Annotated in this window: 11 protein-coding genes and 1 pseudogene; 4 read left to right on the top strand and 8 right to left on the bottom strand. The window is 70.9% G+C overall.

All coding sequences use genetic code 11. The features are described from left to right. The first annotated feature begins 18 nt into the window (after positions 1-18). Positions 19-931 (top strand): annotated as a pseudogene (locus OG892_RS38745) (SDR family NAD(P)-dependent oxidoreductase). Here the strand turns inward: OG892_RS38745 and OG892_RS38740 are convergent. The 5 genes from OG892_RS38740 to OG892_RS38720 form a co-directional block, all read right to left on the bottom strand. After that, positions 829-3,918, bottom strand: coding sequence for an alpha-mannosidase (locus OG892_RS38740; protein WP_371631527.1), 3,090 nt, complete (start codon positions 3,916-3,918; stop codon positions 829-831). The pseudogene OG892_RS38745 and the gene OG892_RS38740 overlap by 103 nt on opposite strands. A gap of 78 nt (positions 3,919-3,996) precedes the next feature. Then, entirely contained in the window at positions 3,997-5,172 is a 1,176-nt protein-coding gene (locus tag OG892_RS38735) for a glycoside hydrolase family 76 protein (protein WP_242436567.1), read from the bottom strand. Between the two features lie 95 nt (positions 5,173-5,267). Further along, positions 5,268-6,098, bottom strand: coding sequence for a carbohydrate ABC transporter permease (locus OG892_RS38730; protein ID WP_371631526.1), 831 nt, complete (start codon positions 6,096-6,098; stop codon positions 5,268-5,270). Positions 6,099-6,100: 2 nt separating this feature from the next. Beyond that, complete coding sequence (locus OG892_RS38725; protein WP_328864191.1) at positions 6,101-7,042, bottom strand: sugar ABC transporter permease; 942 nt, start codon at positions 7,040-7,042, stop codon at positions 6,101-6,103. Next, a complete protein-coding gene (locus OG892_RS38720; protein WP_371631525.1) occupies positions 7,039-8,355 on the bottom strand; it encodes an ABC transporter substrate-binding protein in 1,317 nt (438 codons plus the stop codon). The genes OG892_RS38725 and OG892_RS38720 overlap by 4 nt, the downstream gene beginning before the upstream one ends. A gap of 270 nt (positions 8,356-8,625) precedes the next feature. On the opposite strand from OG892_RS38720, the gene OG892_RS38715 reads away from it, so the two are divergent. Genes OG892_RS38715 through OG892_RS38705 form a run of 3 tightly spaced genes read left to right on the top strand, consistent with a single transcriptional unit; the run spans position 8,626 to position 12,330 of the window. After that, positions 8,626-10,338 (top strand): class I mannose-6-phosphate isomerase, encoded by a 1,713-nt coding sequence (locus tag OG892_RS38715; RefSeq protein WP_371631524.1) that lies wholly within the window; start codon positions 8,626-8,628, stop codon positions 10,336-10,338. Continuing rightward, a complete protein-coding gene (locus tag OG892_RS38710; protein WP_371631523.1) occupies positions 10,335-11,258 on the top strand; it encodes an ROK family protein in 924 nt (307 codons plus the stop codon). The genes OG892_RS38715 and OG892_RS38710 overlap by 4 nt, the downstream gene beginning before the upstream one ends. 55 nt (positions 11,259-11,313) lie before the next feature. Further along, positions 11,314-12,330, top strand: a complete 1,017-nt coding sequence (locus OG892_RS38705; RefSeq protein WP_328864195.1) for a LacI family DNA-binding transcriptional regulator — start codon at positions 11,314-11,316, stop codon at positions 12,328-12,330. A gap of 114 nt (positions 12,331-12,444) precedes the next feature. Here OG892_RS38705 and OG892_RS38700 read toward each other — a convergent pair whose 3' ends face one another. The 3 genes from OG892_RS38700 to OG892_RS38690 all read right to left on the bottom strand — a co-directional run bounded on the left by OG892_RS38700 (position 12,445) and on the right by OG892_RS38690 (position 16,893). Beyond that, entirely contained in the window at positions 12,445-13,794 is a 1,350-nt protein-coding gene (locus tag OG892_RS38700; RefSeq protein ID WP_371631522.1) for an FG-GAP and VCBS repeat-containing protein, read from the bottom strand. A gap of 193 nt (positions 13,795-13,987) precedes the next feature. Beyond that, positions 13,988-15,373 (bottom strand): glutamate-cysteine ligase family protein, encoded by a 1,386-nt coding sequence (locus OG892_RS38695; protein ID WP_371631521.1) that lies wholly within the window; start codon positions 15,371-15,373, stop codon positions 13,988-13,990. After that, positions 15,370-16,893, bottom strand: a complete 1,524-nt coding sequence (locus OG892_RS38690) for an NAD(P)/FAD-dependent oxidoreductase (RefSeq protein WP_073733814.1) — start codon at positions 16,891-16,893, stop codon at positions 15,370-15,372. The genes OG892_RS38695 and OG892_RS38690 overlap by 4 nt, the downstream gene beginning before the upstream one ends. Between the last annotated feature and the right edge of the window lie 108 nt (positions 16,894-17,001).

Genomic DNA, 17,001 nt, shown 5'->3' with positions numbered 1-17,001 from the left:
GGGAACTCCATGGGATTCATGCCCGGAACACCGGAACCGGACCTCGAAGGGAAGATCGCCCTGGTCGCGGGTGCCACGCGGGGCGCGGCATCGCGGTCCGGTTGGGCGCCGCGGGCGCCACCGTATACGTCACCGGGCGCACGACGCGGGAGCGGCGCTCGGAGTACGACCGGCCCGAGACGATCGAGGAGACCGCGGAGCTCGTCACCGCTGCGGGCGGAACCGGTATCGCGGTGCCGGCCGACCATCTGGTGGCCGAGGAGGTCCGTGCGCTGGCCGGACGCATCGATGCCGAGCAGGGCCGGCTCGACGTCCTGGTCAACGACATCTGGGGCGGTGAGAAGCTGTTCGCGTTCGATGAACCGGTGTGGGAACACGACCTCGACAACGGGCTGCGGCTGCTCCGGCTGGGCGTGGAGACCACGCGGTCACCAGCCACTTCCTGCTGCCGCTGCTGGTGCGCCGGCCGGGCGGGCTCGTGGTCGAGATGACCGATGGAACATCGGCGTACAACGCGGCGCGCTACCGCAACTCGTACTTCTACGAGCTGGTCAAGAACAGTGTGCTGCGCATGGCGTTCGTGCTCGCTCACGAGTTGGAGCCGCACGGTGGGACCGCGGTGGCGCTCACCCGACCTGGACGGCTCGCGCCCGGACTGCTGGCGCTTCCTGATCGATTCCGAGAACGCGGACGAGCCGGTGGACGCGGACGTGTACCGGTGATGCCCGCCTCTCGGGGCAGGGGCCGGAGCGTGGACAGCGGTGACTGTCCACGCCCCGGCCCACCGGGCGGCGTGCTCCGGCAGCGGTCCGAACCCGCACCTGGCGGCTACAGGCGCAGGAGCACCGCCCGGGTCCCCAGCGTCGGCACGTCGATGGCCGGTGCGCCCCCGGCGTCCGCCTCCAGGGGCGCACCGGCGGCGCCGAGGTAGTCGGCGGCCACCGTCTCCGTGACCGGGAAGCCGGGGGTGATCCGGCAGGTGACCGGCTCCTCTGCGTAGGACTGGAGCCTGACCAGCACCTGTCCGGGGGCGGGAACGGTGAGCCCGACGACACGGACCCTCGGGTCGCTGACGGTCAGCAGTCCGTAGCCGGCCGCCGGTTCCCCGGTCTCCTCGGCCAGGGCGCGTACGGCGAGGAGCGGGCGGCTGCCGGCGGCCGCGGTGCGCATGCCCAGCTCGGGTCCGGTGATGTGCGGAGCCTCCCCCATGGCCACGCTGTAGCGGAACACGTGGTCGAAGGCCTGCTCTGAGGGGAAGTTGGTGTCCCAGATGTTGTTGTGGACCCAGGAGAAGAGGGTGCCGGGTTCGTCCTGGGCGAGCGACTGCGGATAGGGCGCGTACGGGATCGCGATCCCGCCCACCTGCACCAGTGGGGCGTCCTGGGTGGCCACCGCGGCGACCACGGTGTCCTCCTCGAAGCTCACCCAGCGCCGCACCGCGCGCATGTGCTGTGCGGACCCCGGCACGGTCGGCAGACCGGTGCCCGTCATGCCTCCGGTGGCCTCCATCCGGACGGCCGGCTGCCGCATCGCGAAGGGGAAGGCGAAGAACGCGCTCTCCTTCGTCAGCGTCGCGCGCTTCACGATCCGGTTCTCCAGATCGATGCGGGCCTGACCGTGCGGGAGATGGACGCGTACGCGCAGCAGCTCGGTGCCGGCCGGTGCGCACTCGTAGACAAGGGTCTCGCCGGTGGCGTCACGGAAGCGGTCCACCAGCGCGGCCGGCGGGGCAGCCGTGCGGGAGGCGAGGAGGTGCATCGAGCCGTTCGCGGTGGTCTTGCTCGACTGGTGGTTGAAGCCGCCCGCCGTGGCGTACTCGTCGTACATGTAGCCGTTGAGCCCGAGGGTGGCGTCCTGCCGCACCAGTTCCCGGCCGGTGCGCTTGTCGGTGACCGAGCCGATCCACGCGGACCGCAGATCGACGCTCACCCGGAGGAACTCGTTCTCCAGGACGGTGGACTGCGCGTCGTCCGTCGCGGCGGCGGGTGATGTCCCCTCCCCCGCGACGATGTCCACGCGCACCGCCCCGTGCGCGGGCACATCGGCGAGCCGGAACAGGAGGAAACGGCCCGCGGCCCGGTGCAGTTCGTTGGTCTGCGCCTCCTCGGTGTGGTCCAGCGGTGAGCCGTCGCGCGCGTCGAGCACCCGGACCGGGTCCTCCAGCAGGACCGTGCTCTCGGGGAGGAAGAGCCGGACCGTCTCCGAACGGGTCCAGCTGCACGTGTTGGTGACGTAGTAGCCGGCCAGGGTGCCCGCACGCGGCGGGAGCCGGCCGCCGAGGGCCGCACCGGCACCGTCGAGGAGCGTCTTCGCGTCGTCGTGGGCGCGCAGCGCCTGCGCGTATTTCCAGTGCCACTGGCGCTCCCCGGACGCATGCCCGTGATCGCCGTGCGTCCACGGGTCGCCGCCGCCCCAGGTGTGCTCGTTGAACAGGGAGGCCGCCCGGTAGACGTCGGGGGCCGCCGCGGTGATCCCGGCGCCCGCCGCGCCGAGGATCTCCGCGTGACCGGCCACCGACTGGGCGTCGGCCAGCGCCGCCTGGCCGTCACGGGTGGCCGCGAGCGGGACGGCACCGGCGCCGACCCCGTCCACCCACCAGTCGCTCCAGTCGCCTTCGAAGGTCTCCAGCCGGTCGCCGTAACGGGCCTCCGCGTCGGCGAAGAAGTCCTCGTTGCGTGAGGTGCGAAGGGCGGGGAAGGCCCACTCCTCGTTCCACCGGTTCACGGTGTCCGCGATGACCCGGCGCGGCGGACCGTTGTCCGCGAACTTGCCCAGCACCCGCAGGTGCAGGATGTCCCAGGGGTACGGGTCGCCCTTGAACTCCTCGTCCAGGACCGGGAAGCCGGGGATGCCGCGCCCCTCGTGCGGGTACTGGTGGGTGGCCAGCGCCGACAGGTAGTGGGGCAGGAGGTCGTCGACCCGGTCGAAGGACTCGTCGAAGCCCAGGATCGAGCCCTCCATGTACGCCAGCCCGTGCGGGGTGTCCGTGCGCCACACCAGCACGCTGCGTCCGCTCGGCGCCTGCCACCTGAACAGCCGGGGCAGTTCCCCGCCGCCGTTGTGGTGCGGTACCGCCCGCCCGGCCCAGTTGTGGGCCACCGACAGATAGCGGATGCCGCTGTCCGCGAGTACGTCGGGCAGCCCGACGACCTGACCGGGGACGTCCGTCTGCATCGCCGTGGTGATGTCGATGCCGTGCTGCTCACGCAACTCCCGTACAGGTCGCAGGAGTTCGTGCAGTTCGTCGGTGGAGCAGGTCTCCGTGTGCAGGTTGAACGGCATCGCGGTCAGCTCGATACGGCCCTCGCGCACCCGCTCCAGGAACCGGGCCACCTGCTCGGGCGGACGGTTCGCCGACCAGTTCTCGAAGCTGAAGAAGCCCTCGACCGCCCAGCGGAACATCGAGGCGTCGGGCCGGTCGTCCGTCGCGCGGCACAGTTCGAGGAGGGAGTCGAGGTATTTGCGGCCCTCGGCGAGCACCGTGCCCTGCGGGTCCGTATAGCCGATGTCGAGGTGGGCGTGCTGCACCAGGTGCAGGGTCCAGTGCCGCTGGGGGGTCAGCAGCACCTCGACGCGCTCGCCCGGCGCCAGTTCGGGCAGTTCCACCTGGACAGCGAGGGGCGAGTCCACCTCGGGGACCAGCAGCCGGGTGTCGCCGTCCGGGCCGGGTATCAGCTCGCAGCGCACGGACGTACCGGACAGGGTGGTGACGTGGGCCCGCGTGAGGGGACGGCCGGCCCGTACGCGTACGGACTGCAGGAGTCCGCCGTCGCCGTCATGGCGCAGAAGTGGCTCGCAGGAGAGCCGGACGGTGTGTCCGCCGAGGACGCCGGTGGCGCTCACGCCACGGTCGCGCAGGATGTCGCGGGCGATGTCGGAGTCCCACCAGGAGGGGCGGGACAGGTCGGGGCGGGGCATGGAGAGGCTTCTCCGCTCTGGCGTGGTGCCGGTTCGGGGGCGAGTAGCAGGACGTGGGGCGGACGGCGGGGTTTACGGTCAGGAGCCGTCGGTGGCCAGGCCCGCGAAGATCTGGACCATCGCGGACTGTTCGAGGGTCTCCGCCGGGGCGGACGCGTCGTAGTCGCCGCCGCCCGAGGGCTGGAAGCGGAAGAGGCCGTTCGACGGGTCCCGGTTCTCCTTCCAGGTGCGCTCGGCGTAGGCCTTCTCCACCTGCCGGTAGTCCTGGCCGGGGTGCACCGCGGCCAGGATCCGGAGGTTGTCGAAGTAGATCGCGTCGAAGATCGCCGGCTGGTCGTGCAGACGCTCGCCCTGCTTCCAGTAGGCGAGCGAGCCGTCCGCGTCCCGCACGGCGCGCTTGAGGTAGGAGCGGTCCCCGGTGACCTGGTAGAGCGTCGTCGCGGCGCCGACCATGGCACCGGAGTTGTAGCTCCACAGGGTGGGGTCGACGGTTCCGTCGTCACCCCGGCTGTTGCGGTAGAGGCCCGGGGACTCGCGCAGGCAGGACCAGTTCCACTCGTACCACTTCTGGGCGCTCGTCAGGTAGCGGCTCTTGTGCGTCTCCTGGTGGAGGCGGGCGGCCAGTTCCGCGGCGAGGCCCGTCACGTTGGCGGCGCGCATGGTGTTGGCCGGGGAGTCGACCCAGTCCATTCCGCCGGGGCACTCCTTGGCCGGGTCGTCGTCCCAGCCTCGGCCGACGATGTCGAAGGTCAGTTCCGCCCGGTGGAGGTAGCTGGTGTCCCCGGTGGCGCGGTACTGGTCCAGCAGCGAAAGGCCCACCACGGAGTTGTCGTCGTAGAAGACGTCGCCGCCCTGGCCGAGCGGTGCGGGGAGGTACGAGTCGTAGCCGGGCCGGCCGTCGCGGGGCTCGAAGTAGAGCTCCAGGGTGGCGAAGCGCTCGGCCGCGTCCGCCGTGTAGGTCCCGCCCTCACCGGGGAGGCCGGCCATATCGACCGTCGCGGCCGCCGCCTCGCGCATCGGCCAGAGGTAGGAGTGGGCGTTGTCGGCGCCCTGGCGCGGAAACTTCTCCATGTACAGGCCGTGCGCCTCCGCCCCTTGGTACAGGTGCTTCTGAAGTGCGTCGTACGTGTGGACCGCGCGGTCCTTCCACGGGTTCGCCGCCGGCTGCGCGGCGGCAGCGGGCGTGGGGCACAGGGCGGCGCACAGCAGCGGGGCGGCGGCCAGCGCGAGGGCGGTGCGGGCGGGGATCTTCACCGGGGTGCCTTTCGGGTTCGGCTCGGGGCGTCGGGGCGGGGGCCGCTGGTCCGAGGCGGCGGGCGGGCTGTCGCGTGCCGCCTCGGCGGCCGGGGTCAGCCGAGCTTGAGACTGCTGACGAAGAACCGCTGAGCGGAGAAGAACAGGACGACGGTCGGCAGCGAGACGAGGAGCGCTCCGCCCAGTACGACCGGGGGGCCGACGTTGGAGTAGTTGCCCTGGAGTTCGGCGAGCGCGGCCATCACCGGACGGATGTTGCGGCTGGTGGACAGGGTGATCCCGAAGAGGAGGTCGTTCCAGACGGCGACGAACTGGAAGACGAACGCGGCGACCATCGCGGACCTGGACAGCGGCACGTGGATCTGCCAGAAGACCCGCCACCAGGACGCGCCGTCCAGCCGCGCGGCCTCGATCACCTCACCGGGCAGGGTCTGGGCGAAGTTGCGCATGATGAAGTACGCGAACGGGATCGCCACCGCGACATAGACCACGAACAGGCCGATCTGCGCGTCGTAGAGGCCGGTGCGCGCGTAAGCGAGGAACAGCGGCCGCAGGAAGACCTGGAGGGGCAGCAGGGTGCCCGAGTAGATCAGCCAAAACCACAGTGCCTTGCGCTTCACGGGCATGATCACGGTGGCGAACGCGGCGGTCGTGGCGACCACGATCGCCGCGGCCGAGCTGGTCACCGCGTACAGCAGGCTGTTGCCCATCGCGGGGCCCAGCCTGGCCCGGGTCCACGCCTGGGACATGTTGTCGAACAGGCCGAATCCCCCGTGCGGCAGCCAGTGCGGGCTGCCGCCGTACTCGGCGGCGGGCACCAGTGCGTTGACCACCAGCAGCCAGGTCGGCACGGCCCAGAGGAGGGAGACGAGCACCAGGACGGTGTTGCGGACGGCGGTGCCGGCGGTGATACGGCGGGTGGACATGCTCATGCGCCTTTCGGGGTCAGCTGGCGCCGCAGATACAGCCAGGAGGCCAGCAGCACGATGACGGTGAGGACGACGGCGACCGCCGCCCCGGCGCCGGGACGCAGCGCGAGGAACGTCTCCTGGTACATCGAGACCGCGAGCGTCTCGGAGTTGCGGCCGGGGCCGCCCTGCGTCAGCACCCAGATCAGGTCGAACGACTTGAGCCCGTTGACCAGGCTGCTGCCGACGACGATCACGGAGACGGTCCGCAGCTGCGGCATGACGACGTACCAGAACTTCCGCAGGCCGTCGGCCCCGTCGAGGGACGCGGCCTCCAGGGTCTCCGGCGGGATGGTCTGCAGACCGACCAGGAAGAGGATCACGGCCACACCGGTGGACTGCCAGGTGTTGGCGACGATCATGACGAGGGTGTTGCCCGGCCATTCGAGCAGCCAGCCCTGGGCGAACGAGCCGAGGCCGAGCGCCTGGAGGGCCTGGTTGGCCGCGCCGTCCGTGGTGAGGATGAAGTTCCACACGACGGCCACGGCGGAGCCGGAGATCGCGTAGGGCAGGACCACGAGCAGCCGCGCCACCCGGGACCACCCGGATCCGTTGGTCATGACGGCGATACCCAGACCCAGGACCAGCGGCAGGGCGACCGTGCCGACCACCCACATCAGGGTGTTCTCGATGGATTTCGCGAGGACCGGATCGCTGAGGAAGAGCCCGTAGTTGGTGAACCAGTCGAAGCCGGAGACCCGGCCGTCGCTGAAGAAGCTCCGGTACAGCGTCACCGCGAACGGGGTGAGGAGCAGGGCTGCGACGAACAGGACGGCGGGCGCCAGGAAGCCGGCTCCGGCCAGCCTGTCCTTCAGCCTGCGTGGAGGTGTGCGCACCGGGGGTACGGGCGACGGGACGGATGAGGGGGCCGCCGTGGGGCGCCGGTCGACCGCCGATGTCATGATTCGTCCTTGTTCCAGGCTGCCCACTCCTTGGAGGCGCGGCCGGCCATACTGCGCAGCGTCGCCTCGGGCGACATGGCCTGCGTCATGAAGGCTCCCAGGTCATCGGTGTTTCCCTGCATGAGGTTGGGCGGCCCGGACTGTCCGTAGCGGGGCAGTTCGGTCCAGTGCTCGCGCTGCGCCCTCTTCCGGAGGCGGGCGAGCACCGGATTGGAGGTGACCGCCTGCGGGTTGGCCGAGCCGTCCTGGAGGAAGTCGGTCCACACCCGCTGGACGGAGGGGTGCAGCCAGTGGGCGGCGTTGGCCATGGCGGCGTCGCGCGACACGGCCTTCTCCGGCACGGCGAGGACGCCCGCCTCGGTGATCACGGATCGCTTCGTGGAGGCGTCGACCGGAGGCAGGACGAAGGCGTCGAAGCCCTCTCCCGGTTTCATCCCCGCCGCCGCCAGTCCCTGCGACTGCCAGGAGCCGTGCAGGAACATGCCGACCTTGCCGGTCTTCAGAGCGGCGGGTCCGTTGTTCTGGTCGAAGTCGGCCGGGGTCATCCAGCCCTTCTTCATGAAGTCCTGCCAGATCTGCATGGCCTTGTGCGCCTGCGGATCGGTGTACCGGGCCCGGCCGGCGATCAGGTCGGCGTAGAAGACCGGGTCGACCTTGCTGATGAGCTCCTCGAACCACTCGTACGCGGGCCAGTTGCCGCTCTGCGTGGCGACGAACGGGGTGACGCCGGCCCTCTTGAGCACCTCCGCGTTGTGCAGCAGCTCGTCCCAGGTCTCCGGCGCCCGCAGTCTGTGCCTGTCGAACAACCGCGTGTTGTAGAACAGCACGTAGTACGACTGGTAGAGGGGCACCCCGTACACGGAGCCCCGGTAGGACATCGCGTCGCGCAGGGACTTGGTGACCCAGCCCTTGCGCTCGTACGCCTCCCACACCTGTGTCAGATCGCTGAGGCTGCCGGTGCGGGCGAGCTGCTTGAGGTTGTAGCCGGACTGCCACTTGATCAGGTCCGTCGCCTTGGTCGTCTGCAGGGAGATCTGCGTGACCTGCGTGTAGGCGGTGGGGTTCGGGTTGGACAGCGGGCGCAGCGCGTAGCCGGTGAGCTTCTTCAGCTCGCGTCCGGCCGCGACATAGCCCGCGTCCCAGGTCGCGTTGTCGTTGGCCAGTGACGTCGTGCCCGGTATGGAGGCGGTGCTGTCGCCCCGCGCGCAGCCGCCGGCCAGCACGGTCGCCGCGCCGGCCCCGAGGCCCGCCAGCACGGTGCGTCGGCGGAGCGGGGGAGACGACTGCTCTGTCGTCCCGCCGGTTGATCTCATGGGTTCACTTCCCTCTGGACCCCCGGGGGATCCGTGGCTCCGGGGCGCGGTGTGGAGATCCACCGGATGCGCGTACGCCGTTCGTCTCCGCGCTCCGGATTGCCAGGATGTTAACGACACCATGAGGTCGAGACAAGGGTTTCTCTTGCACTTCTACAGATCTGCACTTCAGGGCGGGTACTTACTGGTCATCATCTCGCCCACCTTGTTCACGTGGAGTGTTATCGATACCATTCAGCCGCTTGCCGGTCCCCGTCCTCAGGAGCATCTGTGCACCAGCCCCGTCCCTACGAACGCAACCCTCGGTACGCCGCCACCGGCGGAACCGTCGTCACCGGCTGGGCGGCCGCCGCGGCGGCCCTGCCGACGGCCGCCACCGTCCTCGCCCTCGACGGGCCCGCCGCACTGGACTGGGAGGAGGCCGCGGGCTCCCTCGCCGCCGCCCTCCGCGTCCGGGGCACCGAGGTCGCCCTGTGCGACGTGCGTGACCTCTGGTCCGCGGCGGCCGTCGAACGGCTCTGTGTCCCGGGCCCGGACGCGGACCCGTTCTTCCTGCCCCTCGCCGAGTTCTCGATGGGCGACCTCTTCGAGAAGCCGCCTCTCCAGCGACGCCCGCAGGCCGGCGTCCTGCTGGTCTTCGGCCCGGGAGCCGCCCTCGCCGAGCCCGATCTGCTGTGGTGGGCCGACCTGCCCAAGCGGTACGCGGAGGAGGCGGTCACCCGGGGAGAACTGCCGCTCGGTGCCAACCTCGGCCGTCCCGGGACCCCCGGTGAGCTGCGCAGCCTCTTCTACACCGACTGGCCTGTCGGCGACCGCCACCGCGACGCCGTCGCCCACCGGGTGGACCGATGGGTCGACCTTCAGGGCGAGCAGGGTCCCGCCTCGCTGGACGGCGACGCCGTGCGCGCCACCCTCGCCGCTCTGGCAACCGGTCCCGTCCGCACCCGCCCCTTCTTCAACTCCACCCCGTGGGGCGGACAGTGGGCCGTGCGGGAGCTGGGCTTCGAGCCACCGAACGGCAACACGGCCCTCGGCTACGAGCTCATCGCCCCCGAGGCCGGGATCCTGGTCGGCCAGGACGAGACTGCCCAGGTGGAGATCCCCTTCCAGCTGCTCTGCGAACTCCACCCCGAGGAGTTCCTCGGCCCGGACGTCCACCGCCGCTACGGCACGTCCTTCCCCATCCGCTTCGACTACCTCGACACGGTCGGCGGCGGCAACCTGTCCCTGCACCTGCATCCGCAGGAGCAGTACATGCGGGAGACCTTCGGCTGGCCGTACACCCAGCACGAGACGTACTACGTGACCGCGAGCGAACCCGGCGCACAGGTCTATCTCGGCCTGCGGGACAGTACTGACGTGGACGTCATGCGCAAGGAGGTCGAGGCGGCCGCTGCGGACGGGCTCCCGCTGCGCGTCGAGGAGCACGTCATGAAGCACCCGTCGGACGCCGGGCAGCTGTTCATGATCCCGGCCGGCACCCCGCACTCGTCCGGCGAGGGCAACCTCGTCCTGGAGATCAGCGCCACGCCCTACCTCTACTCGCTGCGCTTCTACGACTGGCTGCGCAGGGGCGTCTCCGGTGCGCCGCGGCCGCTCTCGTACGCGCACGCCTTCGCCAACCTCGACACCTCCCGGCGCGGCGACGACGTCCTGAAGGACCTCGTCCAGCAGCCGCGGACCCTGCGCGAGGGCCGGGGCTGGCGCGAGGAGGTCGTCGGCGCCCTGCCCGACATGTTCTACGCGGTGCACCGCTTCGTGATCGAGGGACCGGAGGCCGCGGAGGACGACACCGCGGGCCGCTTCCACATCCTCAACGTCTCGGCCGGTGACGGCATCGTCGTGGAGACCGCCGGCGGTCTCCGTCATGACCTCGCCTTCGCCGAGACCCTCACCGTGCCCGCGTCCGTCGGCCCCTACCGGCTGCACCCGGTCGGCAGCGGGCCGGTGCACGTGGTGAAGTCCCTGGTGACGCGGGTATGAGCCACGTTCCCGTGCTGGAGATCGGCGGCACACATGTGACGGCCGCCGTCATCGACACCGGGGCCCGGCTGCCCGCCCCCTTCTCGGCCGTACGGCAACCGGTCCCCGCCGACGCGGCTGCCCGCGAACTCCTCGACGCGATCGCCGCGGTCGCCCACCGCGTGGACGTCCCGGAAGCCGCTCACTGGGGCGTGGCGATACCGGGTCCCTTCGACTACGCCACGGGGGTCGGGCGCTTCCGGGGAATCGGCAAGTTCGAGTCGCTGCACGGTGTGGACGTGGGCGCGGAGCTGCTCGGCCGGCTCCCGGGGGCCCCGAGCGGCATCAGTTTCGTCAATGACGCAGATGCCTTCGCCATGGGCGAGTACCGGGCGGGCGCGGCCGCAGGGCGGCGCAGGGCGGTGTGCATCACGCTCGGCACCGGCGTCGGCTCCTCCTTCCTGGACGGCGGGCACCCGGTCGTGTCGGGCCCCGACGTGCCGCCCGACGGCAGGGTTCACCGGCTCGCCGTCGACGGGCTCCCGCTGGAGGAGGTGGTCTCGCGACGGGCGATCCGCTTGTTCTACGCCCGGACCGCCGCCGTGCCCGGCACCGGACCGCTCCCGGACGTGCACGACATCGCCGGCTCGGCCCGCGCCGGGGACGCCCACGCCCTGCGTACGGTCCGGCACTGCTTCGGCGCACTGGGACGGGCGCTCGCTCCCTGGTGCGAACGGTTCCGGCCCGACCTCATGGTCGTCGGGGGCTCGATGACCGGCTCCTGGGACCTCGTGGAGCCGGCCGTCCGGGAAGGCTTCGAGTCGTGGGCCCCCGGGACCGCGCCCGTGACCGTCACGGCCATGCGCCCTGCCGAAGCACCGCTCATCGGCGCCGCCCACTGGGCTCTGCACGGGGCCGCCGCTCCCCCGGTACGGACCTAGAATGACGGCGTTCGCGACCCACCGGCCACCCGACGACCCCGCAGGAGAACCGCCCATGGCACAGCACCGGTCGGGCGACGGCGCCGCCCCGACGATGCGCGACGTGGCCGCCAGCGCCGGTGTCAGCGCCATGACCGTCTCCCGGGTACTCAAGAACGACGCCCGGGTCAGCGAGACGGCGCGCGAGCGCGTGCTCGCCGCCGTCGAGTCGCTCGGCTACCGGCGCAACGAGACGGCGCGCAGTCTGCGGCTGGGCGGCAGCGGGATGATCGGGCTGGTCGTCACCAACCTCGCCAACCCGTTCTACTCGCGTCTGGCGCTCGGTGTGCAGGAGGTGGCGTCCGAGCACGGTCTTCGGGTGCTGCTCAGCAACACCGCGGAACAGGTCGACAAGGAGCGCGGGCTCGTGGAGGACCTGGCGTCCCGTCAGGTCGACGGCATGATCGTCGTCCCGGCGGGCAGCAGTCACCGCCATCTGGCGCCCGCGGCGCTGCGCGGCATGCCGATCGTGCTGGCGTCCCGGCCGCCCGCCGGGATGGATGCCGACTGCGTTCTGGTCGACGACTTCGGCGGCGCAGAGCAGGCCACCGGACAGCTCATCGCGGACGGCCACCGCCGCATCGGTTTCCTGGGCAACCCGCCCGCGCTCTACACCGGAGCGGAGCGGTTCCGCGGCTACTGGGCCGCGCACGAGAGCGCCGGAATCGAACCGGCCGAGAGCCGGGTGCGGCGCGGGCTCACCGATGTGGCCACCGCGCAGGCCGCCGCCCGGGCGCTGCTCGACGCGCCGGACGCGCCGACGGCGCTGTTCTGCACCAACAACCGCCTGACGCAGGGCGCCATCCGCGCCGTGCGGGAGCTCGGCAGGCCGGTCGCACTCGCCGGCTTCGACGACTTCGACCTCGCGGACGTCCTCGGCCTGCCGCTGACGATCGTCTCGTACGACGCCGACGAGATCGGCCGGCGGGCGGGCCAGATGCTCATCGACCGGATCAACGGCTCGGCCACCGGGCCGATCCCTGCCCGCAGGACCGTCGTCCCCACCCACGTCATCCGCTACGGGACGCACTGACCCGGCGTCGGCAGCTGGTGCGCGCCGTGCCGCCGATGTCCTGGACGCCGTCGACCTCCGGGACATCGGCGGCACGGCCGCGCGCGCACGCTCGGCTGCCGAACCGGGTTGAACCTACGAACGCCGGCCCTTGCCCGGAGTGAACGGGAAGGACGCCTCGTCGCGGGCCGTGCCGTCGGTGATCCACCATTTGTCCCCGCCGAAAAGGGCCAGTTCCGCGCGGCCGTCGCCGTCCCAGTCGTGGACGGTGACGAGCGAGCCGTCGGCGGGGCCGTAGTCACCCGGCACGGAGCGCTTGGTGGCGCGCCAGGGCTTGGACCCGAGCCCTTGCTCCGAGCCGCCCCGCAGCACCTCGATCCGCGCGTCCCCCGTCTCCTTCTTCTTGGTGAGCTGTACGGCCAGGTCGTCGCAGCCGTCGCCGTTGAAGTCTCCGGTGGCGAGCCTGGTGCCGAAGCCCTCCTTGTAGTCGCCGCCGTCCATGGTGACCCACTTCCCCGGCTCCTTGCCGTAGCGGACGCTGACCTGGCCGCGCCGGTGGGGTGTGTCGAGCTCGTCATCGCCGTCGACGAAGCTCCGGCCGATGGCGACGTCGCGTCGCCCGTCGCCGTCGAAGTCGCCGAAGACGACGTTCTCGCCCTCTGGCAGCCGCTCGGGCTCCTTGCTCAGGCCGCCGGGAGTACGGGCGCCGCCGGTGAACAGCAGGGGCGGGTCCCACGGGGAGTCGTAGACCGCGAGATCGGTGGCGTGGTCGTCGTCCGCGTCCCCGGCGACGAGCACGGGTGACGCGCCCTCGCGGACCGGACTGGGGATCTCCACGGTCCGGGCGGGGGCGCCGGAGCGCTTGAACGGTCCCTTGAGGACGACCAGTTCCTGGTCCTCGTTGGAGGACCTGAAGACGACCAGGTCGGTGTGGCCGTCCCCGTCGAAGTCGCCGGCGATCGGCGCGGTGCTGTATCCGCTGCCCGGCAGTGGGACGCGCCCGCGCGCTCCGCCGGCCTGCGGGCCCTTGGAGCCTCCCCACAGGATCCGGGCGGCGCCGCTGACTACGAGGTCGGCGTGGCCGTCCCCGTCCAGGTCGGCGACCGTGGGCTGCCACGGGTCGTCGCCCGTCTGGATGTCGTCCGGCACACCGAGGTCGTCGCGGGTGAGGACGGTCGTACGGTCGTGGTCCGGGCCGTGCCCGGAACCGGGCACGACGACCACGTCGAAGTTCTCGGTGTCGGAGTTCTCGTACACCAGGTCGGCGTAGCCGTCCCCGTCGAGGTCGGGGTTCGCGGGGGTGTCCTCGCGCACCGAATCGACCGAACCGGCGGGTCTGCAGGGGCTGCTGGGCACCGAGCGCGGGCCGTCGGACGGGAGGAGGACGAGGTAGGCCACCAGCGCCACCGCTACGAGGGAAGCCGCCACCGCATGCCGCATGCGCAGGTGGCGGAAGAACGGACCGCCTGCTGTCGAAAAGTGCATCAGCCCACTTCACGGGCATGGAGGCGGCCCGCACAAGGAAGTGGATCACTTTGTTACGGGGGTGATGCACGACGGTCCCGCTCCCCCGCCCCGTTCCGGTCCACGGGTGGAAGGCCTGCCGGCCCACCCGGCGCCGGCGTGAACGACGCGTGGTCCCGCCCGGCCGTTCCGCCGGGCGATGCGCTGCTCCGCGTCAGGTGGCGGGTGGGATTCGATGTGCCGCGATGTAGCGGGCGGGGTCGTTGCGGTAGGTGGTCTGCCAGTGGCGTGCGGTCTGCTCGGCAAACGTTTCGTTCGTGTCCAGGATCTCGTCGAGCGGGTCGAGGTAGGCGAGCACCTCTGGTTGTTCGAGCCCGGCTTGGACGCGGGCCCGCAGACCCGTGCGCGCCAGGGTGAGCAGGTGGCCCGCCAGGTCGCGGACGGTGTCTCCGCCCAGCCGGGTGGCCAGTCCGTCCGTGGGCAAGGCGCGCTGCGCGGCGTTGCCCTCCTCGGGCGTGTAGTGCCGGAGAAGCTCCCAGGCGGCCGCACGCGAAGGCGGGTGATACGTCAGTCCGGTCCACAGGGCCGGGACCGCGGGAATGTGCGGGTACGGCGGGCCGTCCGGCGCGCGGGTCTCCAGGGTCCGACGGACCCGGACGGTGGTATAGACCTGGTCGAGGTGGGAGAGCCAGTCGTCCCAGTCCGGAGCGGTGCCGTCGTCGAAGCCCTCGCGGAGGTGGTGTGCGAATGTCTGGGGGCCGGCAAGGCGGTAGCCGCTGGGGCCGTGGCGGTAGATCATGGGCAGGCCCAGTGCCCAGTCGGTGAGGGCCTCCGCCGTGAGCGGGGTCCGCAGTGCGGGGCCCGGGGAACCGACGCGCCTGGGGTCCATACGGAGCCAGTCGCGGCAGCGGTGGGAGAGGACCCCGTCCAGTTGTCCCGCGTACAGCGGCGAGTTGACGAGCAGCGCGGCGACGACGGGCGAGGCGGCGACCTGGACGCGGAGCTTCGAGGCCAGGTCGTCCTCGGAGAGGTAGTCCAGGGTGGTCTGGGTCGAGGTCGACAGCTTCATGATGTGCGGTGCCCCCTCGCCTTCCGGGCCGAGTCCGGCGAAGTACGTTCGCATGACTCCGCCGCGCACGGTGGGGACCCAGGTGGCGGTGTCGACCTGGTTGAAAGGGAGGTTCCCGCCGGGGACGACGGCCAGTCCGTGCTGCTGGGCGAGGCCGGCCAGGTCTTCCATGGTGCGGCGCATGGCCGTCACGAGCGTGACGAGGTTGTCCGTGGGAGACGATGAGTACTCGAGCTGGCCGCCGTGTTCGAGCGTCAGTTTCGTCCCGTCCGGGAGGTGAGCTCCCGTCAGGACGTCCCCGGCCCTCTGTGGTGAACCGCCCCACTTCTGTACTACCTGCTGCAGGAGGGCGGCCATGCCGTGTGGCCCGTCGTACGGAGCGGCGAGACCGGTCGTCTCGTCCAGCACACCTGCCTCGACTTCGAGGCCGATGCGCTCGCGTGTGCCCGGAGGGGCGAGGAAGGCCTTGTGGAGGTCCGGGATGTGCAGAGGCGGACGGCCGCGGCTGTTCTGCTGGTCCTGCGTGCTCATGACGTCGCTCCTTGTCTGATGAGGGCTTCCTCTTCCCGGTGCGCGTCCAGCCCTGCCTCGGTGGTGGACAGGCGATCGAGCAAGCGGCCGACTGTGTGCAGCGCGGACTGGGCGGCGCCCTGCATCCACGCGTGGGCGGCCGAGAGGTGCTCGCCCGCGAAGAAGAGGCGGGGGTTGCTCGCCGGGTGCGGCGTCGCGAGGCCGCCGAGGTATCTCGTGTGCTCGCCCGGAGCGAGATAGGCGAAGGACCCGCCGCTCATACCGGGCTGGTTGTCCCAGTCCCAGTGCAGGATGTCGTCGATGTCGTCGCAGATGCCCGGATGCAGCTGTTCCAGGCTTCGCATCACGATCCGGTCGCGGTCCGCCGGCGTCAACGTGGTGAAGCGCCGCGCGTGCGGGCCCCAGAGGTAGGCGCCCGTGAGTACCCCTGGCTCGTGTGAGAGCTCGGTGCTCCGGGCGGTCAGCCGCTGGGACGAGGGCACACCGGCGACGGGGGAAGCACGGGCGTTGTCCGACGGGTACCAGCACTGCTGAATGGGGAGGTCGGTGAAACTCCCGCCACCGTAGATGCCGTCGTTGATCTCCCAGCTTCGCCGGCGCAGGTGCACCAGGGTCTTGGTGCTGCTCGCGTAGGTGAGACTGCGGACCGCTTGTGCCTGCCGGTGGGGCAGCTCCGGGGTGATGGCGATCTGGTCGAGCGTGGTCAGCGGGACGCAGGCCATCACGGCGTCGTATGACTCGTCGACAGGTCGGCCCACGCACTGACCGCTGATCCGTGCCGTGTCGGAGAACAGGTGTACGGCGTCGATACGCGTGGACAGGCGGAGCGTGCCCGGCCTCAGGCGGCGCACGAACTCGCGGATCAGCGTATCCATCCCGCCCTTGATTTCGAGGGGTGCGGCGTGGAAGAGACCGAAGTAGTCGACGAGCACTTCAAGGAGGGAGGCGTGCTCGTAGTGGACCAGTCCGCTGGTGTGCCCGAGCAGGTCCCAGGCGTCCTGGGAGAATTCCCGGCGTGCGAACTGCCACAAGGAGGTCGACATCAACTCGTCCAGGGCGGCGTCCTGCCAGTCGCCTTCCAGGACGCTCAGCTGCTGTGCGGGAGAGAGCGCGTCCCACGCGGTACGCAGCACGCTGTCCAACCACGCTCTCGGTCCGTCCCGGCCTGTGGCATCGATACCGTAGGCCGAATAAAGTTGCTGCACTTGGCTCAAACGCACCCGCCGGCCACGCAGATGGTAATAGCCGTCCGGATTCAGGTTGATGAAGGGGCGGGTCTGCAGCCCGAACTCCCGCACGTAGTGGAGCACGCATTCGTGGTTCCCCGGGATGCGCATCGCGCCCACATCGGCGTATGTGCCGTCCCAGAACCGGTGCGTGCGGACCCGTCCCCCGGGGCGTCCGGCTCGTTCATAGATCACGGCGTCCACCCCACGCCGCTGGAGTTCATAGGCCGAAACCAGCCCCGCCAGCCCGCCGCCGATGATTCCGACACGCGCTGGGTAGGACCGCTCAGCCACACGTAATTCATCCGGAAACGCAAAACATCGATCGAACAACCCTCCACGCTCCTCTTTTTGGGTTGGCCTTCCGAAAACAGATGGTCTGCGCCCGCCCAACAATGTTCG

This window comes from Streptomyces sp. NBC_00341, from assembly GCF_041435055.1.
In the GTDB taxonomy this organism is placed as follows: Bacteria; Actinomycetota; Actinomycetes; order Streptomycetales; family Streptomycetaceae; genus Streptomyces.
The sequence above is the reverse complement of the archived record's forward strand: the minus strand, read 5'-3'. Positions and strand labels throughout refer to the sequence as shown.

What these genes read in the sequence shown, in the direction of transcription:
- OG892_RS38730 (WP_371631526.1), bottom strand. Translation starts at nt 6,098, where the DNA reads ATGTCCACCCGCCGTATCACCGCCGGCACCGCCGTCCGCAACACCGTC.
- OG892_RS38740 (WP_371631527.1), bottom strand. Translation starts at nt 3,918, where the DNA reads ATGCCCCGCCCCGACCTGTCCCGCCCCTCCTGGTGGGACTCCGACATC.
- OG892_RS38695 (WP_371631521.1), bottom strand. Translation starts at nt 15,373, where the DNA reads ATGAGCACGCAGGACCAGCAGAACAGCCGCGGCCGTCCGCCTCTGCAC.
- OG892_RS38705 (WP_328864195.1), top strand. Translation starts at nt 11,314, where the DNA reads ATGGCACAGCACCGGTCGGGCGACGGCGCCGCCCCGACGATGCGCGAC.
- OG892_RS38700 (WP_371631522.1), bottom strand. Translation starts at nt 13,794, where the DNA reads ATGCACTTTTCGACAGCAGGCGGTCCGTTCTTCCGCCACCTGCGCATG.
- OG892_RS38710 (WP_371631523.1), top strand. Translation starts at nt 10,335, where the DNA reads ATGAGCCACGTTCCCGTGCTGGAGATCGGCGGCACACATGTGACGGCC.
- OG892_RS38725 (WP_328864191.1), bottom strand. Translation starts at nt 7,042, where the DNA reads ATGACATCGGCGGTCGACCGGCGCCCCACGGCGGCCCCCTCATCCGTC.
- OG892_RS38720 (WP_371631525.1), bottom strand. Translation starts at nt 8,355, where the DNA reads ATGAGATCAACCGGCGGGACGACAGAGCAGTCGTCTCCCCCGCTCCGC.